Here is a 26,336-nt window from a genome sequence, read left to right as displayed (position 1 = left end):
TGGTCTGATGCCGTTTAATGAGGAAGATGTTCCTTTAACGTACCGATCAGCGTTTGCTGGACGGGCGCATCGCTGTGCTGCCAGATAATCTCGAAAAGAACGCCGAGACCGGGCAGCGCGCGGTCGTCGCCGCCGATCGATCCTTCGATCACTTCCTTTAATTCCTCATCCGATTTGTCCTGAACCCGCTGTACGATCGCCTGCCGCAAATCCAAATTCATGAAGAACGACCTCCGCTGTCATAATATCATTCTCGATAACATGCTCGTTTCCGGTTTACTTTACCCGATTTCGGCTTCCTTCATCCATGGGGTGCGGAGCGGGAAGTATGGAGATCATATGGAATAACGCAACAAAGCATCATCAGGCATGATTGCTGCAGGCGCGAGCCGCAAGTCTCCGCGTGTGCGGTCGGCCGACCGCCGTCATGCATCGCTTTATTGAGCCGCCGGTAAAAAATCCGGCAGCAAGGCGCGGTCGAGACGGTGCCGCATGTATGATATAATGGAAAAAGATGATGAACACAAGTGGAGGAAACAGCCGATGAAGAAACAGTTTGCCATAATCGGAATGGGCCGCTTCGGTTCGAGCGTAGCTAAATCGCTAAGCGGTCTTGGCTTCGAAGTGCTGGCGATCGATACAAGCGAGTCGCGCGTGCAGGAAATAAGCGGTATCGTTACGCATGCCATCCAAGCGGATACGACGGACGAGGAAGCGCTACGGGCGCTCGGCATCCGCAACTTCGATGTCGTTGTCGTAGCGATCGGACAAGATATCCAGTCGAGCATTCTGACTACGCTGATTTTGAAAGAGCTTGGAGTCGGGAAGCTGATCGTCAAAGCCCAGAACGACCTTCACGGCAAGGTTCTCAAGAAGATCGGCGCCGATAAAGTTATTTTCCCCGAACGGGATATGGGGATGCGCGTCGCCCATCATTTGATATCGCCGAATATTCTTGACTACATCGAGTTATCCGAAGATTACAGCATCGTAGAGATCAAGGCGTCCGGCTCGATGCTCGGCCAAAGCTTGCGTCAGCTCGATATTCGCGCCAAATATTTTTGCAATGTCATGGCCATCAAGAACGATAATAAAATGAACATTGCTCCGCACGCCGAATATTTGATCGGAGAAAGCGATATTCTCGTCGTTGTCGGCAAGAACGAAGATTTGCGGCGCTTCGAAATGTCGTTCTCGGAATAGAAGGGAATTTGAATTTTAACCTATGAATATGCAAATATTGTCCGTGCAAAATCCGAAGGTCAAGCAATGGAGCCTGCTGCTGACCAAAAAAGGCCGCGACAGCCAAGGAAAGTTTATAATAGAAGGCACGCATCTTGTTCAGGAGGCGCTGCAGTCGGGCGTCCGTCTGGAGACGCTGCTTTATTCGATCGACAAGGGGCTTCCCGCCGAGCTCGAGCAGCTGCTGCCGGATCGTTCGATTTGTGTCGGCGTTTCCGAAGAAGTGCTAGCCAAATGCAGCGATACGCAGACGCCGCAAGGAGTCGCAGCGATCGCGGAAAAGTACGGGCTTGCGTCGGCCGGCTTGCTTGAGCATCCGCAGCCGCTGGTAGTCGTTCTCGACGGCGTCCAAGATCCAGGCAATGTCGGCACGATCGTGCGCAGCGCCGATGCTGCCGGTGCGACGGGAATCGTGCTCGGCCGGGGAACGGCGGATCTGTACAATCCGAAAACGGTGCGGGCGACGATGGGCTCCTTGTTTCATTTGCCGATCGTCGAGGCGGATTTGGACGAAGTGCTGCCTATGGCAGCGTACAAGGGAGTGCGGCTTGTCGGCACGAGTCTGCAGGCCGAGTCGACCTGCTACGAGCTCGATCTTCGGCTCCCGACATGGCTTATCGTCGGCAACGAAGGCAGCGGCGTCTCGCCGCAGGTCGAGCGCCACGTGACGCACCGCACGATTATCCCGATGCACGGCAAAGCCGAATCGCTGAACGTCGCGATGGCGACGACGGTGCTGCTGTTTGAGGCGGCAAGACAGCGGGTGTTTTAACCAATAACAAACTCATCATGTTAGTTATAACGTAAATTGAGACTGATTATAAGATAGTTTGAGACTGTTTATAACATCAAAACGAGACAACCAGATGGCAACAAAACCTTTGTAATACAAGGATTTGTTGCCATTTGGTTTGTATATGAGCTTAAAAATTTTTAAGATGAATGTAAAAAAAAGTGTACTTTTAGACCCGGTAAAATTTTATATCCTAAGTTCGGACAAACCGAAGGATCATATCCACTTTCGCTGAGGATTACTCACCATTATTAGGGGAAGAATTAGAAAGGATGAGTTTATTATGATCGGTGAAAAAATAAAGGCTTTTCGAAAATTACATAATTTAAGCCAAGTTGAATTTTCAACAGCTCTTGGAATATCACAAGGTAATCTCAGTGAAATAGAAAAAGGTAATAGCAAGCCCTCTGCTGATACTTTAATTGCATTAAGAATCAAGTATGGTTTTGATTTGAATTGGTTGTTGGTTGAGGAAGTTCAAAATCGACCTAATTACCAGGAGGGGGAATACGCATTCTCACTAACTCCAGTGGAAGCTGACCTTATTTCAATGTATAGAAGGCTCAATTCAGACTATCAAGAGAATGTTATTGAATTTGTTGATTATAAATTACAGAAGAAGAGTAGGGAGTTCTAGACTATGGGATGGTTAGATAAAAATGAGGGAGTGATTTTGAAAATATTAACAGCCATATTCGCCGGATGGGGAACCGGTTTAATTTTTGCCGGAATGTTCAGGCAATCGAAAGTTTATTAATTGGCACTTTAATTTATGGTTTATATCGAATGAAATTAAAGCTTGAGAAAAGGTGGTTTGAATAAGTAACAACCTATCCTCCCGATATACAGTTTGTCTCCTCAAAGATTACGAAGCTTATGCATATGAATTCTCATGGGGGGGCTTTTCTTCCCAATCAACTTGCAAAATGCATACACAAATCTACTGTTATGCTATAATCTTACATAGAAATGGATGGATATCATATTGCTAGTTGTGTTGGTCTAATAAATTAAGAAGGGCAATTCCATGTGTAAGGCGGAATTGCTCTTTTTAGCAACTGTAACAAGCAGTTATTAAAAACTATTTACTAGATAGCAGGGGTGTCTTTTAATTGATCCTTGCACTCTTGGTAGGAGGATGATAAAAATGGGGAGCATTAATATCGAAATGTTTCCAGCTTCTTATGGAGACAGTTTTCTCATTTCATGTGGCGATGGAGATTTGGAAAGAACAAATCTTCTGGTTGATTCAGGCTTCATATCAACTTATGAGAATTATCTCCGGGATCGATTGCAGCAACTTAATGATAGTGGCAATCGTTTAGCTTTGCTTGTGATTACTCATATCGATGCTGACCACCTATCTGGGGCATTGAAACTCTTAGAGGAAAATGGACATTCTAGTATTCCAAAAATAATCCCTATAGATAAGGTTTGGCATAATAGCTTTAGACATCTTCAATGGGAAAAGAATTCTTCTCCTCCAGAACTAACGATTATAGAGAAAAAGATCCTGGAGGAGATTAATACACAAGGCTATCCTAATGAACTTAATAACGTAGAAAATAAGGATAAACCGATTAGTGCTAAACAAGGCTCTTCACTTGCGAGTTTAGTCTTTCAGGGAGGTTATTCATGGAATGTAGATTTTGCTGGACAAGCAGTTTGTGTCGAGAATCGGCGTGAAATTGATCTTGGCAACGGTGTGAAGATTATAATGCTTTCCCCAACAGTTAACAAGCTTAAGCAATTAGGAGAATGCTGGAAGAGAACGCTATACAAAATGGGATACAAGAAGGAGATCACTGATGGTGACATTTTTGATGATGCATTCGAATTTCTTGTGTCAAGAGAAAAAACACGTGCTATAGTCAATCGCGAAAAGAAAGTTTCTTCTTCCCAAGTAAATTTAGAGGCACTGTCGAGTAACCCTTTTACTGAGGATACAAGTGCTGCAAACGGAAGTTCTATTGCGTTTATTTTGCAATTTATGGGCAAAAAGATTTTGTTTCTGGGTGATTCTCATCCTTGTATTATTGAGCAGGAACTTAGGTTTCTTTATGGTGAAGGGCCGATCTGGTTTGACGCAGTGAAAGTATCTCATCATGGGTCGAGTGGTAACACAAGCCCAAGTTTACTTAAGCTGATTGACTCTGCTAATTTTTTAATTTCAACAAACGGAATGAGGTTCCACCATCCTGAACTGGTTACACTTGCACGAATTGTGTGCAGAGAAAGCACGGAAAAGCGAAATCTGATCTTTAACTATAAGACCCCTGCATCAAACTACATGGACGATAAACAGCGTAAAAAAAAATATAATTACGAAGTTCAGATTTTATCAGAAGGACAAATTAGTATTTGAGGGGGATAGTACTTTGGAACATTTTCCTGAGATTGAAAAAAAAATAGTACGTGTTGTATGTGATGAATGTGAAGAACGCGGTACTGCGTTTCTAATCAGTGACCGCTGGCTTCTTACGGCAGAACATGTTGTTGCAGGGCATGGCCATTCTCATAATAAAATGGTCACATTAGAAATTCCATATTTGTTTGATAGAGAAATGTCAGTGAAAGCTAAAATTGTGGATATGGACGAATCCCTGGACATTGCACTGCTTGAATTGTCTGAACCTCTTGAAGGGATAGAAGGCTTGAATCTTGTTTGTACACCAATTCGCTACAATAATCCTTGGGAAACTTTTGGGTATCCTAAGTCTAAATTAACTGCAGGGGATCGTTTTACTGGTTATGTGAAACGGGCTCGTATTAGAAATGAAGCTTTAACATGGGATATGGATTTATTTCCAACTGATAAAATTGGTTTCTATGATGATGAGGGTACTGAGGCATTGTCTGGTGCTCCAGTCATTATCAATAGGGCCGTACAGGGGATTATTCTTCGACAACTCGATGGGACTCTAGGTGCGATTAGTATCGAGAAAATTAGAGGTTTCTTGGAAGAAAATAGTATACCGTATGAAACATTACGTGATTCTAATGAGCTTCCTGAAGGATTGAACGAAATCGCAAAACAGGCTCTCCACAATCGTCCCGTGATTGAAGATTTAGAGAAGCATATTATTCAGAAGCAACAAGGTTTCTTACTTCTAAAGGGTAGCCCAGGATCAGGGAAAACAATACTTAGCGCAACTTATACTCCAGAATCTAAGGGAATAGATATTTGTGGAAAGTACTTTGTTAGAAATGACTTGGGGAATATACCAGTTTCATTCCGAGCTTCTGAGTTTACTTTTGCCGAATGGTTAGATGCGAACATACATCGGGTACTTTACAATGCAGTACCTGAAAAAAAAGATCGACTTTTGCATGAGTGGGTCCAGCACCTCAGTGATGGATTACGTAAATTATCCGCACATTATGTAGACAAAAATCAGATTGGTGTTTTCTTCATCGATGGAGTTGATGATGTTCACCATTTAGGAAAGACTACAGAGTTTTTTAGTTTTATACCAGAAATACTGCCTGAAAATATTGTGATAATCATCTCATGTCAGACTGAAGAAGTACTTCCTCCTCGTCTGCAAGCACAATTATCTTCAGACAGGCTAATCAAAGTGGTGCCTCTAGAAGTAGAGCAGTGTAGACATTATGTTTTGACTAAAACAACAGGTGGCTTACAACTACCACTAGCATTAGTAGATTCAATGTCAGAGAAATCTGAAGGTCATCCACTTTATTTGCGATATTTGGTTGAGTATGCGAAACAGTTGGGTGATGTAGAGAAAATAGAAAGTTGGATTCAAGAAGTACCTGTATTTGGTGGAGAGATACGTAATTACTACGAGTCAATCTGGCAAACCGTTCGAAAAAATCAAAATGAAATCTGGATCTTGGCTACAGTTGCAAGGTTGCGTAACGAAATTGATAGAACATCCTTGGAGAGGATGTTGCCTGCTGAAGCGAGGTACGTTTTCCTTACCGTTTTTCCAAGGTTACAACATCTTTTGGTTAACGATGAAACAATCTCGATGTATCATTCTTCTTTTGCAATATTCATTAACGAAAAAACAAATGAAATTAATGAACGGGTTCATAAGGTCGTATCGCAATTCTGTATTGAAAATCTTGAGCACTCGTATGCAATCAAAAACATACTCTTTCACATGTTGAATGCTGATGAGGAAATGAGAAAAGAAAGTCTCCTTTACTGTAACCAAGAATGGGCAGATAGATGTGCCAGAGAACATGTTGAACCTGATATTATTTTAGAGGATTTAAAGCATGTTCTGAGCGCCGCGTTTACTTTCGGAGCTTTCAGCAGTGTTGTTAGTCTTCTTCTTCTATCTCAACGTATCAGCTTTAGATACAATAATATTTTGGCTGAATATGCCTCAGAGTTGGCAAGCACCTTAATCGCTATGGGGAGGACAAAGGAAGCGATTCGGTATATTATCCGCGAATCAGTTTTGATTGTTGCAGCGGCGGACGCTCTTTATTTTTTGCATTGTTTATATGAAGCAGGAGCAGTAGATGAAGCTGAGCAACTATTTAAAGTAATTCGTTTGCAATTAATAAGTGAGATGGACCGTGGAACTGTAAAGTTTGGAACCATAAAATTTTACTATGCGGCATGGAGTATTAAATCTGGCATGACTTCAGATGATCCCAGGTATGAATTCTCAAATCATTTAAAACAACTAATTAAACTTTTAAAACAGAATGAGTCAGATGATGGCGACTCTAGACTTATTGAAGATATCGTTGCTTTTAATGCGGCATATTTGCTTTGGAGTAGAGGGCAATACATTCCTATTAAGAATATTGAGGAACAAGGAGGGGGGGTTGGGCATGGTATTTCTACATTATTATGTAAGATCCTTGTTCAACTGGAACGTTTTCAATCTTGGGGCAACTTCACGATAGATTGTTCTTTATATAACGAGTTTTTACACGATATCGAATATGTAATTCAACGATATGGTATTGATGAAGATGACAGGTCGTTAATACTTATTGCAATAACGGATGTAAGTATCAATAAGGATCTTATTGAGCAATTAATCAAGGAATTACCGGGTGAAACTGAAATTAGGTTTTCGTTACGAAAACCTAATGGTGTTGATTTTGATTATGAGGCTATTACGAGTTATTTAGATGCATGGAGGTATAAAGGGTTTCTGGATGATGAGGATAACTACACCTCGATTAGTAACTTTGGTACCTCAAATTGGGAGTTATATTTTGAGGAAATACTCTCTTTCCTGGGCTACGCTTTAGGAAAAGCCTGGAGATCATTGTCTGCTAAGCAAGAGGATCCACTCAAAAAAGTCTCAGTAGCGATAGAACAACAATTGTTACCCCAGCTATTTGTGTCACTAAAACAGCGAGTAGGTTGGGATAGAAGCTATTCTTTACCAGAATCTTATTATCCCTTTGTACTTGGAGAAGTTGCTTCCTTATACGTAAAATATTTTACCGATCGGCTCCCAGAATTCGTTAGGATTATTGAATTACACTTCGAGGATCAACTTGGGTTATATACTGAAGGGTTCCGTGAGGCAATATTTTCAATCGTTACGGAAATGTTGAAGACAAAAAGGCATGTAAAAAGTACTTTTGCTCTATTGAAAGTCTTGGAAGAGCATATTACTTGTGGTGTGCAAAATCGTTTGGAGCGTTCAAAAGACCTACTTCACATTACTGAACTCTATGCAAAACTTGGAAGTGAGCAGCGGTATAAAATCACGTTTCAAAAAATGTTGGATACTTCTATGGGACCTTCCTGGTACAAAGAAGACCAACTTACGCTTCTTGAGACGTCGATCACTTACTTACAAAGTTCAGGTGAACTGTCCGCACATTTAAAAGAAATTGCGGGACATTATGATTTTGCATCAGGTGAGATGACGTTTCAACGTTATGTTCAGCAAGTAAAGGAGGCTTTTGTCGGAAGCTTATGTTCTATGGGTAGGGTTGCACAAGCAATTGAATACTTTAAAAATACAGTACTTCCTCCCCTAGAAAAAGTTCTTCAACTTGTAGAAGCTGACCAAGTAGATGCTCCGGAGGTAGGAAAAGGATATGTTTTCGGAGCTGGAGGTCTTGAAGAACAAAGTTGTATTCTGGAGATACTCGAAAATGCTTCCAATGTAAATGGGCTTTTGAAGTGGGCGTTTTGTGAATTGTTCCTAGTTGGAGATGATCGATACTTCGATCGTTTTACAAGAATTATGGCAAACTTGTTAAATGAAAGGGAGGTCAGTGGTTCAGATGAACTGTCAGTGCTTTATCATCGATTGCTCAGAATTATAATATCTGATATGTCACCAGATAATCGCTTGGAATTACTATCTCATTTGAAGCAGTGGTTAACTGATACGAATTATTATCAATTAACTTTATTATTGCAAAAAGCAGGCCTAAGTTTTGAGAGTAAAGATATCATTGAATCTGATTTGCAGCAAACGTCAATGCAAGATGTGAATTTTAATGTCAAACAAGATAAAGATGATGCTTCTGATGAGGAAGATAATGAACGTATTATGTTACCAGGTACTTTCGGTAAAAAAAGTGCCTTGAAACAATTGGATCAGCAAATGTTGATAGCTAAAGATCAACTTGATATAGAAAATACCCATTTAGCAAAACATCATTTAATCACTGGTTTGGTGGGTGTTCAAGCGGGAGCATGGAATATATGGACAAGTAACTCAGGAACAGAAATAGTCGAAGCTTTTGAAATACTATCTGGCTTATGCAATACCGAGGAATTTGTATATTCCCTTCGCAGCTTGATTTTGAATGAAGTATATTCTAGTGACTGGTTAATTGTAAATAAAATTATTACCACCATGGGGAAAAAGTTGGATATTTCCGAAGCTAGTAAGGTATTTTATTCTGTACTAGAGCATTTTCGTTTCATGCTAAGAACTCCGGATATTTTCATCGAGAAATATAAATGGTTTGAACAAGAAACTCATGATTTATCCAACAACATGCTGTTGACAGATCTATTTATTTGGCTATTTACTCATCCAAAAAACATTTATAAACATCGAGCACCCGAAATAATGAAAGGGCTAGCTAGAGTTGATGCAAACTTCTTTGTTCCTATGCTCGTCAATAAAAGTTTATCTGAAGAAAACAGTATCTGGCCTGAAATCTGTGCTGGCATTTTGCATAGCTTAGCGCTTGAAGACCCGAGCTTGGTTTGGGAACATATCCGGGTCGAAGAAAATCGAAAACGTATCATCAGAATGGATCATTTCATGGTAAGACATACGTTCTTAGAAATAGTTGAACTTGCTGATAAGAAATATGACGATACGAATGATTTTCACACGACATTATCTGAAACTTTTCAAACTAGCCTCACAAATCGAATGTCGACTTCCTATCAAGGATTAGATATCCCAAGCTGGTTAAGGCATTTTACTGAACTTCTCGAGCCTTTGGAACGATTAGGAGTACTGGTGTCAACTGATTATCATGATTTAGTGAGCACCATATCTCACTTGTGCCTTCCTCTTAGTGTAGAAGAGTTCATTAGAGCTGATAGTTATGTAGCAAGAAGCTATAGATCCAATCAAAAGTTTGAACAACTCGAAAATGTTGTTCGAAAAGGAATTAACCAACTTCTTTCAAAAAGAGTGAACAACGAAGAGCTAACTCAGGTGGCTGATCATTTGCGTATATACAATCCATACTTTCCTAATGAAAAAATACGATTAAAGAGCAAATCTAGTCTAATTATGTTGATCGAAGAGTTACTCCTGGGTAATGGGGATGCTGAGCTTTGTACGCAAGATGGTGCATATGATTATCTTCACTATTTAGAGACTGTATTTTTTCCTAGAGAAGGTCAATTAAAAGTGGTGGAGATTATTGGTTTTTTGGTAGGACCAAACGCTTTACGAAATGCTTTTAATCTTAATGATGTATACCAGAGCTTTTTCCCTAATGAACAGCCTAATTTACGAGAAATCTCTTCGACAGAACGTCTGGTATACCGGCCTACGGTATATAAAGTCGAACTTGAGGCCAAAGTAACTGGCGGCATTATGACCCCGGCGTTTCTGCACCCCTATTTTGAAGGGCTCTTAGGTGAAATTCAACAACAAGAAATAATTAGGGAAAGTTGGTTGGATGGTAGAGACTGGGATGTAAATCGGATTGGCATTCCTCTACGGGAAGGATGCCGTTTGCTAGTATCAAAAGAGAAAATCAAGCGACTTGATTTGACGCCTTGGAGATTGGTGTGGCTCGTAAAATATGACTTTACAACACAATTTATTATTGATCGTGATTATAGGTCAGTTTATTCTGTTAACTAGGAGGGAGTCAAGTGAACTTCGAGCCAATGGAAACACCCAGAAATAGACGAGAATTCGAGAGGAATTTTTTCATAGCTGCTGAACAGCTTCACAATAACAAAGTACATTTTTCGTCTAAAGTTAAAAGATCGATCGATGGACTTCGAAAAGTAAGGATGTTACCTAATAATCGTATCGACTTTTTAAGTGTCGATGAAGCTGCCCGGCTTCATGTAAATATGATGGCAAACTTTAGATCTGATTTCTAATTCTTTATTACGGATGCTCAATCAAATATTTTTCTTTACTCTGTGAGATCTTACTGCTCACAGATTTTTTTATTTTTATTTAGATTTAATTGATTATAAGTATCTAAAAAGGGATATTACTAATGGTAGAATCATAGAAGGAGTTGAAAGAAATGATTAAAGAAAGAATATTGGCAGCTAGCCAAGCAAGAGTTACAGCTAAGGGGATTTTTTTTAGAGGGCTTCATTATTCCTGCACGCGAGCAATACGCGAACAATGGTTCGAGAAGGCAACGCATAAAAAGAGTTGGAAAATAACGATTTATTATGAACCCGGACAATCAGAGGGCATATACATTTGGGATAGTGAGAGAGGATTTGAATTTTGTAACCTGGTCATGCCTCATAACACTTGGTCACATTATCAACTGCAACGTTATTATGAGTCTCTTCAAAAGCTAAAATCTTTAAAGAAACAAAAGCTGATTAACAAGAAAAGACGGAGTGTTTATAGAAGAAAGGGCATTTTATGGGAGAGTTAATCGAGGAAATTGAGCAAATCATTACAATGTATAAACTGAATCTGGAGAGACAAAAGAAGTATTATGATTACCCGTTTACCAATAACACGGCACATTACTACCAATTGATGATGATCCAAAAATCATTAGAGGCTTGGACATCCTGTTTAGAAAAACTCAAGAAATACAAAAAAGACCGGTGGGGACCGATCGAGCCGCGGAAAAGCAAGGAATTCGAAAAAAGAATAAAACTCGAAAAGGAAGGTGTCCCCGGATTTATTACCCCGAGAACAATTGAAGCGATGTTAGTCTATACGAAGCAACTTGAAAGTAGAATTGAACAAGTTGAAGGGGAGCTTTTAAGTTTCCAGAGAGCACAGCAATAATAAATATTCACTTAAAAATTTCCCCATTACTTGCCATAAAGAATTTAACGTCAAGTTCGTCCTCAACTTTGTGCAATATCTTTTGATTGATCTCTCTAATCTTTGAAACTGTAGATGTAATTAAATTTACGAGCAATTCCCTTTCGTCGCGGGTTAATTCCTTATTTTGCAACGTAACTCCATAAGCTGAATTTAATAATTTTATAATGTCAAAAGAGACATTCTCATCTGGCACTTGTGGGAAGAAGCTATTTGTCTGATCTTTCTTATTTTCACCAAGGACACCAAGCCGCGTAGCCATATCTAATTGATCGCTGAAAATATCTTCGACTCTTCCATGAAGGTAATCGGTTGATGTTTTAAAAACTTTTGCCAACCTTGCAACATGTTCATTGTCGGGAGAACTATATCCACGTTCCCAATTCGAGATAACTTGGGATGATACACCGATAGACTCTGCAAGGTCCTTTTGCTTCCAATTCACACCAATACGTAACCTGCGAATACGTTCGCCCATTGTGGTCATGAATAATTCCTCCGAAATTAAACTCGCATCGTGCTTTAAGTAGTGTTCATAAAACTGAATACTAAAGTATTAACTTAAGTTAAGTTAACTTAAGTTAGTATAACATAAAGTAACGGATTTGTTGATTTTTATGTTGACAAGCAATGATGAAGTTAATAATATGGTAAAAAAATGCGTTAATGAATTAATTATAATAACGAATTTTGTTATTATATGATGGGGTGCTGTGATTCGAATTACTAAAAACATTACTAATAACAATTACTTATTAATCGATTGTTTCATTGATATGTTTCTTTTTTGTAGTAATTCTAGGTTAGTTATTGGAAGGCCTAGAATATATCTAGCCATTGAAATTAACGCCATATTGATTCTTCCAACGGTTAGTCGGTTCTCTAGTTTAGTCGAACATCTCGCTCTCTCTTTTAATAAAAATTCTCAGCCTTTAAAGAAATGGAGTTGGATGACTTTAAACATCAATGGGAACTATTTATTGATTACTACAATGCAAAACAAAAATCATGGTCTCTCCTATAGGGGGAATTAAAGATGGGAAATCAAAGTGGAAATAATCGAATTATTGAAGCTTCCTTCTCAAGGATGCCATTTGTTCCATTTTGTGGTGGTCCGGTTTATATAGATGATGGTTACAGTTCGATGGAAATGCAAGAGTATTGTGTTGACCGTAATCATTATCGTATTTTTATGAATTTGTTTGGTACATCGATAGTAGTTGGTGGAAAAAATTAGAAAATATGCAAGAAGGATATAATGCAGCTTACCAATGCTTTGAAGACTTTATTAATAAATGAAATTCCTGAATATCAAAAAAGTTAATTCATACATAGGAGGACAATGAAATGGATCAGTATCAATGGTCAAACAAATTCTGGATTGAGGAGGACAAGCTATTCCAGCCTAAGCGTAGAGTAGATAATAAAATAAGTTGGCAAAGGCCTCACATTATCGGTGGCTTTCGTAGTCGTAAAATGAATCGGAGAGTTGAATACCACTCATTAAACGAATGTTTTTTTTATTATTACTTAGAATTGGATGTATCGACTATTCGATATTACGTTCAACCGATTGAAGTCTCCATACCCGTGTTATCAAGGGTTGAAAATAACAAGTCATGGAAGCACGTGCCGGATGTATTGGTCTTTCGAAATGGTAGTAAACCTTTATTATATCAGATCAAAGAATCCCCCGAAGATGTAGGGGGCAGTTTTAATCAGTGCAACAAACGCTGCGAACTATTCGCTTCAAATCAGGGCTGGAATTATGATTTGATTTATCCTAAGAACTTGCCTGATATGGTTTTGAGGAATATTAATTATCTTCATGGATATTTGCGTGAGCGCAGATATTACAAAGAAGAACTAATTAATGATACTTTGTTTAAACTACGATTTGGTCAACCAATTACTGTAGGTGAATTAGCAAGAAGCTTTTATCCTATGTACCACCCCAACGATATAATACCTCTCATATTTCACCTTATAGCTGTAGGTAAAATTGAAGTGAATATTTTTGAAGAAGTCGCAAGTCACAGTTCAATTCGAATTTCTTCTGATACAAATGGTCACCCAATTGCTCGATTTTTGTTTGGTGGAGGGAAGGCAGAGTATGAAAATCAATCTGCGCTTAAACAGTGAAATTCAGTTTTTAGGGCGAAACCATATGATTGTTGGGCTAAAAGGTAATACTGTAGTTTTGCAAAGGTCAGATGGTAACCTAGAAACTCATGAATACAATTTGGAACAGATAATTTCGGATCCAGGTTTCCGTGGAGGTTATAGGCTAGGAAGAAAAGAAAAAGAGGGTAAATTTGAAATCCCCCTTGATAAACTCGATAAGGAAAAACGGGATGAAGTATCTTGGAAATATAATCTTATACTTCCTGTATTACTTCTTGAAAAAATAAAAAATGGTGATGTAAAAGCATTAATTGAATTTAACGAAAGGTTCAACACAGTATATCTAAACAAAAATGAAAATATAAAAAGCATGTCCCAGGAAGAACTGATAAAGAGAATTCTTAAGAAATTGAAGAAGAGTAATAGATCGGTTAGCCGTTCCACATTTATGCGCTATCTAAACAAATATAGAAACTATCAGAAAACGAGGGTAACTAGGACTGGAAGTGGTAGTGAATGTTTTATAAGGTCTAATGATAAAGAGTACATACAGAGAGCAGACACATACGCAATTGAAATATGCAGTCCTAGGAATCCGGATGAAGTTGTTGACATTATATATACTAAATATCCCGTGGAATATCATCCAATAATTAAAACTATTATCGAGAACAAGTATCTAACCACTCGGAAGTTAAAGGTCAGCAAAATAAATGAAATATTGGAAACCGATTGCGGTAAGGCAGGACTTAAGAAGATGCCGTACATAACTGTTCGATCGCTAATCAAGCAGCTTAGTGAAAGAACGGTTTCAATATTTAGACACGGAAGAAAAGGTATTGAGGCGTATACGCCAACTGAACGGGGATATTCAGAGAAAGCTGCTTTATACCCACTCCACATTGTACAAATTGATCATACTAAGCTAGATATAATCGCTGTATCCGAGGTATCAGGTCAACCGATAGGTAGACCTTTTATAACTTTGGGAATTGATGTATATAGTCGAACAATATGGTGTATGCATCTCTCATTTGATGATCCGTCCTCGGCAAAGGTAAGAAAGGCAATAATACAGGGACTGTTCTGTAAAAGATCAAAAGAACGCTACAGCACAACTAATGAGTGGCCAATTTTTGGAGTTCCATCAGTTATATATCTAGACAACGGATCCGATTTTACAAGTGATCATGTTAAGAAGATGATTGATGAAACTTTGGAATCCGAAGTCAGATATCGTCCTAGAAAGACCCCTCATTATGGTGGGGTTATCGAAAGGCTTATGGGTTCTATAAATAGTGTACTAAGCGAACTACCGGGTTATACAGGATCCAATATTATGGATAAGGGTGATAGAGATCCCTCGAGCGAAGCATGTTTAACGTTAAAACAAATCGAACAATTTATTATCAAATGGATAGTCGATGTTTATCATTTTAAGGAACATAAGGGTCTACCACTTGAATGCAACGTTCCTATTTTACGTTATCAAACAGGATGCGAGGAACATGGTAACCCCGATTTCTTCCCTCCAGAGAATGAGGAGATTATATCTCTTTCTTTGCTTCCTACCTCAAGGCATCCATACACCAGATTTGGAATTACAATGGATCATATTGAATACAAAGCCGATAATCTTTCTCACTTGATAGGTAAGCGAGAAATTAAATACAACATTAAATATGATGACGATGATCTTACCTGTATTTATTTTCAGCTTCCTGGTACAGGGGAATATGTGACAGTACCGGCCGTATACCCATCTTCTGATGTGCTTGAAGGATTAAATCGTTACGAGTGGCACAAGGTGAAGGATGATTTAAGGGCAAAAGGTTTATTATCCAGAAAAAATAAAATGACGGATGCATTGGTGGAGCAAGGTCGTAGGGAATTACGTGAAATGGTTGAAAAAACATATACCCAGAAGAAAACATCTAGAAAAATGAGTGAAAAGATAGGCTTTGATTTTTCTGCAGTTGCTGGCGGTTCACAGACTCAACAGAGTTCCTCGAAAAAATCAATCGAAAGCTTATTGCAAGATGCGAAACTAAAATATTCACAAAGGAGCTAATCTAATTGACAAACCAGCTGGATTTTGCATATCGAGTAGCGAATCTAAACATTACGCATCCGAAAATAACGCAGATATGGTCAGTTCTTGACTCCATTCGAACTCAGAATAAATACAAGTCTGGGGCTTCTAAGTCGGGGAATAGGCATATTTCGGTAATCGGGCCTTCTGGTGTGGGAAAGAGCCAGATGGGGCTGCGGTATACTGAAAAAAATCCGGGACACACTGAATTAAGTGAGGATGGCCGAGAGGAAGTGGATATTAAGCCTGTGGTTTATTTAGAATTACCCGACCCTTTTACGGTAAGGGAACTGTACCAAAATATAACTTATGCTCTTGGTTTTCCTGAAATACCGAAGAAAATCACTATAGGGGATGCACAACGACAAGCATTTCATTTGCTAAAGAAACAAAAAGTTGAAGTGCTAATATTAGATGAACTTGATTACATATTAACATCAAATGTTCCACAAAAGGCTGCAATGAATGCCATCAAAAAGATAGCAAATAAGGCTAATATAACACTGGTTTTAATGGGAACACCCGAGGTAGAGCCACTTATTAAAATTAATTTTCAAAACTTTCGAAGATATCCAAAATTATATATGCATCAATTTAAGGAATGTAATGAGGAATGGTGCAATTTGTTACATGATATAGAGGAACAACTATCTCCTCCATATAAAATCGGCTTCGGAGACAAAGAGACCGGGATTCCCGAGTTACTGCATGGAATGAGTAAGGGGTTGCTCGGAATACTAACTCCAGTCATACAAGAGTATTACTCGCTTCTGGGAGTATTTAAAAAAGGATTTGAGGATATTTCTAAATTGAAGTTTACCGATCAAAGTTTTGAGTACTTACTCCAGGCCTATAAAAATATTAACGGTGATCTTACCGATGAAGAAATGGAAACAATGCTCCAAAGGGGATTTTAAAAGATATTAATTAAGTTTAATAGGTCGTTTTTCAGTGAATAATGAATAATAAATTCACTGGAAGGCGGGCTATAATTTTATGAAAAGACGGATTGAACGTAATGAATCGTTATTCAGTTATTTCATTAATTACTCACAGTCTTTTGGAACTAATGTTCTAGTTTTACTAGAAACAATGAAGCTGAATGAGAAGTTTCGGTTGCATTCTGGTGATTTAAAAAGGATAGATTTTTATCCTATGAGTTTGTTGAATGCATCTAAAATTATGGAAATCACCGGATTAATTTACGACGATATCGGTAGAAGTAGTTTTACTAATGTTATTCACACTTTTAATGAATCAGCAAAAGGTGAGAGCTGTCGAATATTAAGTAGAACAATTAGAGATAAGTTATTATACTGTCCAGAATGCATAAAATCAGCGAAATATTATCCATTGGTGTGGAAGATTGAAACTATTGATACTTGTACTATTCATGGACATAAATTAAACAATCGCTGTGGACATTGTATGGAGTTAATTACCTATGAGGATATTCGAGAAATCGACAGGTGTCCTCATTGTTACAAAAAATTATCGGACGTTAATATGAACAGGGAAGACGTAACGGAAGAAGTAATGGAACATCAGGTATGGCTTACAGATAATTGGAATTTTCTTATAAGCTATACAGGAATAAGTCTCACATCCACTGAGACAGCTACTAGGCTTCTATATATCTTAAATGATCGGCAAAGTCGGTACAACCGGAAAACCATAATGAATAAACGTTATCAAGGGCGTTTGGAGCACTTGCTCCAGTGTGCGCGTGGGAGTTTGAAAAAGAGAAGAGCTGTGCATATCTCCAATCTATTAGATACACTCTTTAATATGAAAACACATGTAAAAGACTTTTTGGCAGTAATGGTGCCGCAGGAGTTTATCGATTCTCTTCATGAGAAAAGTATTGGACAGTTTGCGACAAGCACAGCGTGTGAAGCACCGTGGTGTGAAAAGTACAGGAAAGTTGGCGAATTAGTACATACGGGCGTTCTGAATACAATGAAAAATGGAGAGCATCTATCGTATTACATGGTTTGTAATTCCTGCGGATGTGAGTATGCTCTTAATGAAGAAAAAAAGCTTGTTGAGAGAGGATATTTTATCAATGCCTATAAAATACTGAAAAACAGAGATATAGCGGAACTAACGTGGCTTGAGAAGGAAAAAATATTTAAACTTAAGCGAGACCGTATCCGTCGTGTGCTGGCATATTTTCATAACCAAAATGTGATAGAAAATGAAAGTTTTAAGGGGAAAATTGACGGGGGGTTACTGGAACGATTTATACGTGCTTTCTCTGAAGGACTAAGCTTAGAAGAGGTACGCTACTGGAGAGAGTGGCAAAATTACGAACAGTTTTTGTTGCATCGATACCATCCTTGGGTCATAAGGGCCTCAGTTGAATCATTAAGTAAGCAAATAATTATAACTAGTGATCCATTCTACAAAAAACGGATTGAAAGCACTTGTAAGAAGTTATTGAAAGAAGACATTACTATTAACCTTCCTAATGTTGCATTAGCCGCGAGGACCTCTGCTACTACAATTAGGAACAAGCAATGCTCTGTATTGGTGGGGACTTATAGAAAAAGGCAAGTTAAAGCAAGGCGCCAAAATAGGATTAGATTAATGGAACAGGAAATAGTGGCTTACTTTGCTGCTCATTCTGACGAAAGAATGTATACGCAGAAACTTTATGCAGCTACTAGTGTTGATTATCTTTATCTTAAACGTTACGCACCCTGGTTACTTGAAAAAATCGAACAAATGAAATTAGAACATAATAAAGAAGTATTTGCATTTGCATCATAATTGGAGGAAGGCATATGTACGATGAAAAAAGATATGCTGTCAGGCCAAAAATTGAGGAGGGAGAGGCGCTAACCAGTTATTTATTTCGGTTAGCAGAGGCGAATGGAACGTCTTTTTTAGGAATCATTCATACAATAAATACACAAGATTATCTCAAAATATATTCTAAAAGATATTATCACCTGGATTTAATACCGTACAGACAAGTTGATGTTTCGTTATTAGAAAGCCTATTGTGTATGAGTTATGATGAACTTCTCTCTCATACCTACTATCCTGCAGTTGCAAAGATTTATGATAACCCTTTGGATGAAATAGACGACATATCCTTCCGGTTGAGTTTGCTAATTGAAACTAAAAAAAGAAAATTTTGCAGGAAATGTTTGTTGGGAAATAGAGGATATAAGTTGATTTGGCAGATTAAAGACATCGAAATATGCAAAATACATAACATACCCATTGAATCTGTCTGCAGAAATTGTGGTAAAATCCAACCCTTTACAAGGGAACAAATGATGATACCTTCTTGTGTTTTCTGTACATATACGCTTAGTTTCGGTCATGAAGATTGCGTAGTAAAAGAAGTGCAGCAAGAATTTTCTATACAGTTAAAAATATATGAGGTTTGGGAGCGACTTTTACGAAGCAAGGGGGCAATATCGTCCCGAATTGACGATTTTAACTTGCAACAAACACTAGCTTTGAAGATGTTGTATCTTTCACAATCACAAGAAAGTAAATATAGAATGAGTAGGATTAAGTATTTAACTAAGCGTGAGATTAAATTCCTTAGACGGCTAATTAGGGGAGAAGATTCTAAATACCATTCAATAATTGGCATTTTGATTCACTTTTTTCTAAAAAGTAATTACTCCATTGAAGAATTTCAAAAAGTTGATGTAAGTCAAGAGTTTATTCAATCCATGCTTGGAGATCAACAAAAAACAGAACGTGGACCTTGTTTTACGCCATGGTGCCAATATAAAGGCACGACTACCAACATGTTCGAGTATACTCATTACAAGAAAGCTAATGTAACCCACCATACATCATCAATCTGTACTTCATGTTTTGTTTCATATGGGTATGATCGAAAAACTGGAGAGTGGGGGGAGATAGGAAATACAATTAATTTAGTTTCAAATATTATTTTGCCTCTATTGGAAGCTGGAATATCAAGAAAAAAGATGGGTCAGATGTTAGCTGATATTTCGATTAATAAGATTAATAATATTATCGGTTATATGTATAATCAAAATCTAATTCAAAAAGATTATAAGTTTTTATCGAACCTGAAATTACAAATCGAAGAAGGACTTGTAAATAAATTTAAAATATTAAGAAAGCATGTTGGAGGATTTAGATATAAAATGCTCCCCATTGCTAATAAGCTGTTTGGCTGGAGCACATTAGAATTCTACATATACTATTATTCATCGGAAGTACAAATGTATTTAATTCATAATGAAAGAAAGAAAGAGAAGGAGCCAAGAGTCCATAAAGATTTAGATCAAAAGCTTGTTGAGTATCAAGAAATATGTATGCAAAAAAAGAGGACATTCTCGTCAAAAGATTTTAATGAGAGCTATGGAGTATCACGTGGTGTTTTGGGCTACTATAATTTATTTGATGAGGTTGCCGCGGCACGCGAAAAACAGAAAGAGCAACTCAAGTCAGAAGAGATTCAATTATATTGGTCTAAGGCTAGAGAATATACTGAGAAAATGTTAAACGAAGAACAGCCTTTCAATTGTAAAAGTGTATATACACTTATTGGTAGACGGAGAAAGTGGCTCAAAGAGAACTGTCCAGATTTGGCAAGGTGGATTCATCAGCAGGTCGAAGTTTCAAAGCGACAACAAGTTGAAATACAATTACACGAAGCAAAGAGAAAAATAAAGGAAACGATAAAACAGTTGGTTGAAAATGATATCAATCTATCAAAGACCAACATTGCTAAATATTCTGGAATAAACGTGTGGGGTCAAATAGAACTTGGAATGTATTATCATAGTCTTATCGAAAGTTTAGGTGAGGGCGAGAACAGTGATGCAGGATGATGATTTTTCAGTTTCAAACGATTATATTTTGTGGCTAGAAAAAGAGATATCTGATTATGAGAAGGAACTTATTGATGATCCTGATAATGCTTCATTAAAGGGTAGAGTTAGTGGATTAAAGAGGGCGCTTCTTATTTATCGAATGCTGCTTAAATCTAAAAATGTAGTCCACCCAGTAAGCATTGAGATTGATTAGTCTTCATTTAAAATAGAGGCTTAATATATGTTTTTCATGCTATTCCGATTAAAGCTACCAATGTTCACTGGACATATAACGGTTGGTATAAAGAAGATAAGTTTCAGTATGGAACTAGCGTAAGTGAGGTTGGAGATAAATATTCAAGAGTGGAGATGATGCTTCTTTGAAATTACTAGTTTGCACAGAGTGTCTATCAGTTTTTTCTCTCGACATTCAAATAAAAAGATGTCAGTGTGGAGCGGTGATTGGTCGTTATCTTGATGATGTTACGGCGATATATTCCGGGGATGATGCTATACCCATAGGTTTTAACAACACAAGTTTATTTAAAGCAATTAAAGATCAGCCTACAGATGGATTAGGATTAAAATTCAAAGCTTTTGTAATTCCCAAAGAATGTTCAACATTTCACAAACAAACATTAGTTAATGAGTCAACTCAGGTAACTTATAACCAGCTTGTGTATACTTTAAAGCAAAAGATTTCTGAAATTGAAGGCATACTTGAGAATAGTACTAATGATGAATTTCTTCGTGGAAAGTTGTCAGGATTAAAAAATGCCGTTTCATTAATAAGTATATTATGCAATTCAGATCGTTCTAACCCCCTTATTAATATCGAGATAGATACAACGTTGCACAGACCCTAATTCTTCTGCAATTTTCCCTAGGTCATTGTTTATATTAAAATACAGTGAGCATGAAGTGCACCTCTTATACCCTAGTGATTAAACCAATGAAACTATAGGCGGTGCTCTTCGTTATGGAAATAATCACAAAAGTTTCCGACATACGGCTTTGAAACGAAGAAAGCAATTAAGATGCGTCTTCAAGGCTCACGATATCGTGACAGGTAAAGAAAAATGTACAGCCGATGATCCCCCCCTGAATCCGGATGCGTAACTGTGTAATAAATCAGGCATGATGAGGGCTTCGGAGTTCGTGCATTTTGTGGCGTGATGTCAAGACTTGATTTGGAACATGCGTTCACTATATAATCACCATTTAGGTGATCGTGAGTGAGCGAATATAGACCGACATTACCAAGCAAAGGAGAGCTTGAAACGATCCGGGAATACTGCATACTAGAGAAGTTGCTTGAGACGGCAACGTTGTTAAGTTCTTGTCATCCGTTGTCGGCGGACAAGAAAATTATAACATCAAGTGTCGCGTATATCGCGGCTCTTTTCATTTATGTTGTCATGTTCTTGTCTTGGGTCAGGTAGGTATCTGGATAGTTTAAACAATACGACGAAATATTCTCAACATAGGTAGTTCCACGAATAGAATCTGGAAGAAAGAGGTGTTTGAAATCCGAATCCATATCATCGGCGGCTCAGGAAGCGGCAAATCCTATATAGCGGCGTTATTGAGCGATAAGTTTCGGATTCCGCATTATGATCTAGACGATATTTTCTGGGATCATCAATCCAACGAATATGGCGTAAAGGCACCGGAGGATGAGCGTGACCGCCGGCTCAGAGAAATCATCGGTCTCGATTCGTGGATCGCAGAAGGCGTATACGGGTCGTGGGTAGGGCCGAGTTTTGCCGCTGCAGATAAGATCGTCGTACTGATGACGCCGTTGTCCGTTCAGGAGGAACGAATCAGGAAGCGTTATGAAGAGCGCATTGCGGGCATCGTCCCAAGCAGGAAGCGCGAGACGCTCGAAGGCATCCACAGCTTGTTGGCATGGAATAAAGACTACAATCTGACGAAGCTGCCTAACTTGATCGGCAATTCGGGCTATAAGGACAAAATGATCCTCGTTCGCGATAATTTGGATCTTCTTGAACTTCAATTGATGTGACTTGGTTTTTCTTGTTACGCTAACGGGACACGTTTGTTTAATATCACCCTCAAAGACTGCCAGCAGATCGGCAGTCTTTTCTAACCTAACGGGCAGGATAATGGAAAACATTTGAAGAAATTTAATGCGATGAAATAGATTCTGTGGGGTGAGTGTTATTGAGTAAAAATGAACAATGGCATCGACATCTAGGTGCATATGGGATTTGTTTTAATGACGAAAAGCTATTAGTTATCCAAAAGGGAGGCGGTCCATACTTCGGACGATATGACCTACCTGGAGGTACGGTTGAAGCTAATGAATGTTTAGCGGCGGCTGTGCAAAGAGAATTCCTTGAGGAAACTGGAATCAAAGTACAGATTAAAGAAAATCTTGGCGTTTGTGAGTATTTGGTTCCTTATGAATTAACCAAAAGGGGTACTTCTCATATTCATCATGTTGCCGCATTTTATTTAGTTCAAAATATTGGTGGTACATTTACACAGACTCCTGAAAAATTCGAAGGACAAGATTCGCTTGGTGCATTATGGGTACCGATTAAAGAAATAACGGCTGATAATTCTTCTCCCCTCGTTCTCCAAGCAATTCAATGGCTAAATACAAAGAAATTATCCTTGGAATTCCAGAGATTAGATACTTGGGTGGTGTTAAAGTAGCAACTCTTTCCGCTAACCGGGTACGATAACACAATAAATACATGACGGCAGCCGACACAGAACGATCGGCTGCCGNATGACGGCAGCCGACACAGAACGATCGGCTGCCGTTTCTCAACTACTATGAAAGAACGGATTAACTTTCACTCTCTGTGGTGCTGCGCTTTGTGCAGCATGGATGGCTATACGGGCAGGATAGTTTAATGAATCTTGGTGAATAATATTCCAAAAAAGGTTGGAGTATTGTTATGTTCAGATTTGCAGTAATAACTTTCCTTGCTCTTTCAGGAATGGTTGGATTGTTTGATAGTTCGGTGTTTGCATATCGAAACGAGACTACATTTTCCATCATTCGACCCAAAACACAGCTGTTTAATTTCTCAGTAGAGGAAATCCAAAGCGCTCGATTAAAATGGCTTTGCTGTTACGGGGTACTTTTATCTAAGGATGAAATAAAAACTCTTGTCACCTTGTTAAGCAAAATAAACAAAAAAGATATAAAACCATACAATGGACCAGCTCCAAAAGGGGGGCCTACTCGCTTTGTAATTACCCTCGTTTCTAACGGAAAAGTCGGATTTGTCAAAAATGGAGAGTATCTTTTAGTTGATGGGGGAAAAGTTTACTTTCCAGAATTCTCCGAATTCGTCGACCAAATTCGTAAAGACAAAAGTCGATTCGTTGAGGGTTTTACGGATTAAGCTACTATGAAAGATTGAGTTATCGTACCTAAACACGAAGAGATGGCAGCCGGTGAAATGGCTGCCATTTTCTCAACTACTATGAAAGAACGGATTAACTTTCACTCTCTGTGGTGCTGCGCTTTGTGCAGCATGGATGGCTAACGGGCAGAAATGATAAGTAATGGAAACACATTCCTGGGGGATACTACCCATAAAATTGAAATGGGATGGTGGTCTTCTCATGAAGATATTGCATGTAATTTGCTTTCTAATATACATTTTAAGTGCAAACAAAGTATATGCTCTAGGTGATAATAATCTGCCACGTGATGAAAGTCCTGCGTTTGAGGAGGCTTATTTTCAAATTGGTTACAAATCGGTTGAAGAAGCCCTAAAAGAATGCGAAAAGCATTTCGGGCGAGTTCTTGAGCTACCGTTCAAATTGCCACCAGTGGAATTCACACATCACTTTGGCAGGTTTAATAATGATCCAAATAATTTAAATGATGGCTTTGAAATGGAATATCTTCATGAGAAACAAAGTATTAACCATTATATGCTCAATGTGAGACCTGTTCAGCAAAAAATAAACTTTTCAAAACCAAAAAGGATTATCAAAACGTATAAACTCAAGGATGGATCTGAAGCGATATATTTTAATACTAAGCACAGCACCACAGATAGTTCCTGGTTCAATATATTGGTTTTTGAAAAAAACGGATGGCAATACATCTTATCAGTCGATAATCGGATTGAAAACAGTGTCCCAGATAAGGTTCTGGTTAAAATAGCCGAATCAGTGAGATAGATAAGCAACTAATTGTGCTAACGGGTACGATAGCACCATGACACAGGCTGCCGGCACAATTGGCAGCTTGTTCCGCTAACGGGCAGGTTACCGCAACATACTGGTTATTATGTGCGTCCAATTATATGGAAGTATTTGTAACTATGGGGAGGGAAGCTGATGAAGCAAGGAACGTATGTCGCGTTGGTAATAATGACCGTTATATTAACAATTGTTGGGTGCAGTGGTAAAAGTCCTTTTGGAGAAAATTTAAAGAGTACGAATGAAGTTTTAGTGAAGAGTGAACAGTTTGAGAAGAAAATAACCGATGTAGGTGAAATATCCCGATTGGTAGATCTATTGAACAAAAGCAAAGCAATCGATCCTCCAGAAAAAGCAAAGGGTATAAAACCTGAAGTCGCAAAAGAAACAGTATTGCTACACTTTCCAAAAGCAGAGTTTTTCTATATTGGGGACGGCTATTTGTATTACGGAAATAATGGTCAATACTATTCAGTTTCAAAGGATATTGAGAAGTATACTACAGAGCAGAAGTAATCTTTGCTTACGCTAACGGGTACGAGATCTCAATAAATACATGACGGCAGCCGGCCAGAATGATCGGCTGCCGTTTCTCAACTAACGGGCAGTTATGTGGAATACCTGAGTGCAAGTGGATTTAGTAGAAAAATTGAATTAATGGTGGAACTTACCACTTGTTTACTCCGTCTATAAATTATAGTTATAAACAAAGGGAGGATGAATTTTGAAAAAGTTTGTTTTAGGTCTAATTTGCGGAGTTGGTTTAACAGCTACGACTGCTGTATATGCGGCAGACACTATTCAAGCATACTTGTTTCCTGCGAAATTCGAAGTGAATGGACAAAACAAAGAAATCGGCAGTGAATATACGGTATTGAACTATAACGGTCATGCTTATGTACCTGTACGTTTTGTAGCAGAAAGCTTGGGGCTTGGAATAAGGTATATAGATAAAGACGGTGTGATTTCGATTATGAATGAGCCCACAGACGTCGACGAAGTGGCAAAAAGGGTTTGGCTGGTCCAATACCACATAACTAACGGGGTGGACGGAAAATATGTAAAAAGTCTTTTGGGCGAACCAAGTGTAGAACGAACTAATGATGATTCTCAACAAGCGGTTTGGAGATATGATATATCGCCGGTTCAAGGATATAAATACGAAGATTTAAACAAAATTGACGTTAAGGGTCTTGAACAAGGATATATTAAAGCTCAGCTTTTGGTTCATTGGTCTAATGAAGGTAAAGTTGAAAAAATCGAATTGTGGTACACAGATAAAGATAAGCATATTTACACGTATTATCTAAATCAAGATGGTTCGACCGCTGGAGCTTTATACGAATAAATCGGAAAGAATCCTAATCAGTTCACCTGTCCGAAGAAAATAAAGTTTTAGACTGGATCTGTTGATCCTACGTGGATTTCTGAATTGCTATACCGTTTGGCTCCGAATAATAAGTATTAGAATGACTATATTTTCTACACGAAGAAGAAATATTTACTCATGGACATTTAATTTATATTAGGCGAGGTTATTATTATGGGTATTTTTTTTAAGATTACATCTGATTCTTATGGGGGAGAAACTGTAGAAAAAGCTGATA

The 26,336-nt window shown here is 38.3% G+C and carries 24 protein-coding genes; 22 read left to right on the top strand and 2 right to left on the bottom strand.

What is annotated here, in order from left to right:
* Nucleotides 1-14 precede the first annotated feature (14 nt).
* Nucleotides 15-221 (bottom strand): small acid-soluble spore protein SspI, encoded by a 207-nt coding sequence (locus DQG23_RS21465; protein ID WP_113032934.1) that lies wholly within the window; start codon nucleotides 219-221, stop codon nucleotides 15-17.
* Between the two features lie 283 nt (nucleotides 222-504).
* Here DQG23_RS21465 and DQG23_RS21460 point away from each other — a divergent pair, with 283 nt between their 5' ends.
* The 8 genes from DQG23_RS21460 (at nucleotide 505) to DQG23_RS21425 (ending at nucleotide 11,466) form a co-directional block, all read left to right on the top strand.
* Nucleotides 505-1,203 (top strand): potassium channel family protein, encoded by a 699-nt coding sequence (locus DQG23_RS21460; RefSeq protein WP_113033096.1) that lies wholly within the window; start codon nucleotides 505-507, stop codon nucleotides 1,201-1,203.
* Between the two features lie 28 nt (nucleotides 1,204-1,231).
* Nucleotides 1,232-2,014, top strand: coding sequence for a TrmH family RNA methyltransferase (locus DQG23_RS21455; protein ID WP_113033095.1), 783 nt, complete (start codon nucleotides 1,232-1,234; stop codon nucleotides 2,012-2,014).
* 304 nt (nucleotides 2,015-2,318) lie between these two features.
* A complete protein-coding gene (locus DQG23_RS21450; RefSeq protein WP_113032933.1) occupies nucleotides 2,319-2,672 on the top strand; it encodes a helix-turn-helix domain-containing protein in 354 nt (117 codons plus the stop codon).
* A 510-nt stretch (nucleotides 2,673-3,182) separates the two neighbouring features.
* Nucleotides 3,183-4,400 (top strand): AVAST type 1 anti-phage system MBL fold metallo-hydrolase Avs1a, encoded by a 1,218-nt coding sequence (gene avs1a, locus DQG23_RS21445; RefSeq protein WP_158560621.1) that lies wholly within the window; start codon nucleotides 3,183-3,185, stop codon nucleotides 4,398-4,400.
* Between the two features lie 13 nt (nucleotides 4,401-4,413).
* Complete coding sequence (locus DQG23_RS21440; RefSeq protein WP_158560620.1) at nucleotides 4,414-10,332, top strand: S1 family peptidase; 5,919 nt, start codon at nucleotides 4,414-4,416, stop codon at nucleotides 10,330-10,332.
* A 26-nt stretch (nucleotides 10,333-10,358) separates the two neighbouring features.
* A complete protein-coding gene (gene avs1c / locus DQG23_RS43595; protein WP_337589407.1) occupies nucleotides 10,359-10,580 on the top strand; it encodes an AVAST type 1 anti-phage system protein Avs1c in 222 nt (73 codons plus the stop codon).
* Between the two features lie 152 nt (nucleotides 10,581-10,732).
* A complete protein-coding gene (locus tag DQG23_RS21430; RefSeq protein ID WP_113032929.1) occupies nucleotides 10,733-11,101 on the top strand; it encodes a hypothetical protein in 369 nt (122 codons plus the stop codon).
* On the top strand, nucleotides 11,089-11,466 hold the full coding sequence (locus DQG23_RS21425) for a hypothetical protein (protein ID WP_113032928.1): 378 nt from the start codon (nucleotides 11,089-11,091) through the stop codon (nucleotides 11,464-11,466). The genes DQG23_RS21430 and DQG23_RS21425 overlap by 13 nt, the downstream gene beginning before the upstream one ends.
* Before the next feature lie 7 nt (nucleotides 11,467-11,473).
* Here DQG23_RS21425 and DQG23_RS21420 read toward each other — a convergent pair whose 3' ends face one another.
* On the bottom strand, nucleotides 11,474-11,992 hold the full coding sequence (locus DQG23_RS21420; protein WP_113032927.1) for a helix-turn-helix domain-containing protein: 519 nt from the start codon (nucleotides 11,990-11,992) through the stop codon (nucleotides 11,474-11,476).
* Nucleotides 11,993-12,541: 549 nt separating this feature from the next.
* Between DQG23_RS21420 and DQG23_RS41860 the strand changes: the two genes are divergently transcribed.
* From DQG23_RS41860 to DQG23_RS21360, 14 genes are all read left to right on the top strand, one after another.
* Nucleotides 12,542-12,742 carry a hypothetical protein gene (locus DQG23_RS41860; protein ID WP_146762351.1) on the top strand — a complete coding sequence of 67 codons (201 nt, stop codon included), beginning with the start codon at nucleotides 12,542-12,544 and terminating at the stop codon, nucleotides 12,740-12,742.
* Nucleotides 12,743-12,852: 110 nt separating this feature from the next.
* Nucleotides 12,853-13,647, top strand: a complete 795-nt coding sequence (locus tag DQG23_RS41855; RefSeq protein WP_146762350.1) for a hypothetical protein — start codon at nucleotides 12,853-12,855, stop codon at nucleotides 13,645-13,647.
* Nucleotides 13,619-15,700: a Mu transposase C-terminal domain-containing protein gene (locus DQG23_RS21415; protein WP_158560619.1), complete on the top strand. Its 2,082-nt coding sequence runs from the start codon at nucleotides 13,619-13,621 to the stop codon at nucleotides 15,698-15,700. The genes DQG23_RS41855 and DQG23_RS21415 overlap by 29 nt, the downstream gene beginning before the upstream one ends.
* Before the next feature lie 5 nt (nucleotides 15,701-15,705).
* Nucleotides 15,706-16,638 carry a TniB family NTP-binding protein gene (locus DQG23_RS21410; protein WP_113032925.1) on the top strand — a complete coding sequence of 311 codons (933 nt, stop codon included), beginning with the start codon at nucleotides 15,706-15,708 and terminating at the stop codon, nucleotides 16,636-16,638.
* 79 nt (nucleotides 16,639-16,717) lie between these two features.
* Nucleotides 16,718-18,493 (top strand): TniQ family protein, encoded by a 1,776-nt coding sequence (locus DQG23_RS21405; RefSeq protein WP_113032924.1) that lies wholly within the window; start codon nucleotides 16,718-16,720, stop codon nucleotides 18,491-18,493.
* A 14-nt stretch (nucleotides 18,494-18,507) separates the two neighbouring features.
* Nucleotides 18,508-20,553, top strand: coding sequence for a TniQ family protein (locus DQG23_RS21400; RefSeq protein ID WP_113032923.1), 2,046 nt, complete (start codon nucleotides 18,508-18,510; stop codon nucleotides 20,551-20,553).
* Nucleotides 20,543-20,749, top strand: coding sequence for a hypothetical protein (locus DQG23_RS21395; protein WP_113032922.1), 207 nt, complete (start codon nucleotides 20,543-20,545; stop codon nucleotides 20,747-20,749). Before DQG23_RS21400 ends, DQG23_RS21395 begins: the two co-directional genes overlap by 11 nt.
* Before the next feature lie 166 nt (nucleotides 20,750-20,915).
* Nucleotides 20,916-21,401, top strand: a complete 486-nt coding sequence (locus DQG23_RS42605) for a hypothetical protein (RefSeq protein WP_192894616.1) — start codon at nucleotides 20,916-20,918, stop codon at nucleotides 21,399-21,401.
* A gap of 653 nt (nucleotides 21,402-22,054) precedes the next feature.
* Nucleotides 22,055-22,561 carry a P-loop NTPase family protein gene (locus tag DQG23_RS21385; RefSeq protein WP_113032921.1) on the top strand — a complete coding sequence of 169 codons (507 nt, stop codon included), beginning with the start codon at nucleotides 22,055-22,057 and terminating at the stop codon, nucleotides 22,559-22,561.
* 158 nt (nucleotides 22,562-22,719) lie between these two features.
* Complete coding sequence (locus DQG23_RS21380) at nucleotides 22,720-23,217, top strand: NUDIX hydrolase (RefSeq protein ID WP_113032920.1); 498 nt, start codon at nucleotides 22,720-22,722, stop codon at nucleotides 23,215-23,217.
* A gap of 248 nt (nucleotides 23,218-23,465) precedes the next feature.
* Nucleotides 23,466-23,918 (top strand): hypothetical protein, encoded by a 453-nt coding sequence (locus tag DQG23_RS21375; protein WP_113032919.1) that lies wholly within the window; start codon nucleotides 23,466-23,468, stop codon nucleotides 23,916-23,918.
* A gap of 223 nt (nucleotides 23,919-24,141) precedes the next feature.
* Nucleotides 24,142-24,708: a hypothetical protein gene (locus tag DQG23_RS21370; protein WP_146762348.1), complete on the top strand. Its 567-nt coding sequence runs from the start codon at nucleotides 24,142-24,144 to the stop codon at nucleotides 24,706-24,708.
* 159 nt (nucleotides 24,709-24,867) lie between these two features.
* Nucleotides 24,868-25,245: a hypothetical protein gene (locus DQG23_RS21365; RefSeq protein ID WP_113032917.1), complete on the top strand. Its 378-nt coding sequence runs from the start codon at nucleotides 24,868-24,870 to the stop codon at nucleotides 25,243-25,245.
* 208 nt (nucleotides 25,246-25,453) lie between these two features.
* The gene (locus tag DQG23_RS21360; protein WP_113032916.1) at nucleotides 25,454-26,077 is read left to right on the top strand and encodes a stalk domain-containing protein; all 624 of its coding nucleotides are present in this window, start codon (nucleotides 25,454-25,456) and stop codon (nucleotides 26,075-26,077) included.
* The last annotated feature ends 259 nt before the right edge of the window (nucleotides 26,078-26,336 follow it).

The organism is Paenibacillus contaminans (genome assembly GCF_003285015.1).
In the GTDB taxonomy this organism is placed as follows: domain Bacteria; phylum Bacillota; class Bacilli; order Paenibacillales; family NBRC-103111; genus Paenibacillus_V; species Paenibacillus_V contaminans.
The sequence above is the reverse complement of the archived record's forward strand: the minus strand, read 5'-3'. Positions and strand labels throughout refer to the sequence as shown.